We start from the raw sequence: 596 nt of genomic DNA on the forward strand, positions 1-596 counted from the left end.
CAACGGGCCTTGCCCGATGCGGCGGCGCAGGACTTTGCCGATCAACTGACCCGGCGCCGGCAATTGGTGGAGATGCTGGCGATGGAGAAGATGCGCCGCAAGCAAAGCCCCAACAAGGCCGTGCGGCGGGACATTGACACGCACATCGAGTGGCTGCAAAACCGCCTGCGCGCCAGCGAGGACGGGCTGCGGCGGACGGTCGAGGCGTCACCGGCCTGGCAGGCCGAACGCGACCTGCTGCGCGAGGTGAAGGGCTTGGGCGAGGTCACGGTCCTGACCTTGATCGCCTGCTTGCCAGAGTTAGGGCGCCTGGACCGCAAGGCCATCGCCGCCTTGGTCGGCGTGGCCCCCTTGAACCGGGACAGCGGCACCCGCCGCGGCCGGCGCCAGGTGTGGGGCGGCCGCGCCACGGTGCGGCAGGTGCTCTACATGGCCACGCTCACCGCGGTCCGGCACAACCCTACCCTGAAGGCGTTCTATACCCGTCTGCGCGAGAACGGCAAAGCCGCCAAGGTGGCCTTGGTAGCCTGCATGCGCAAGCTGCTGACCATCCTCAACGCGATGGTGCGCGACGGTGTCCGCTGGAACGCCCATCG

General features: G+C 68.8%; 1 protein-coding gene. It reads left to right on the forward strand.

Going from position 1 to position 596, the window contains the following annotated elements:
* Window positions 1-596 (forward strand): transposase (locus tag AC3A3X_RS17830; protein ID WP_487584312.1); only part of this gene is annotated, 596 nt, incomplete at both ends.

The sequence above is a fragment of the Lysobacter sp. Soil_N_23 genome (assembly GCF_057656135.1).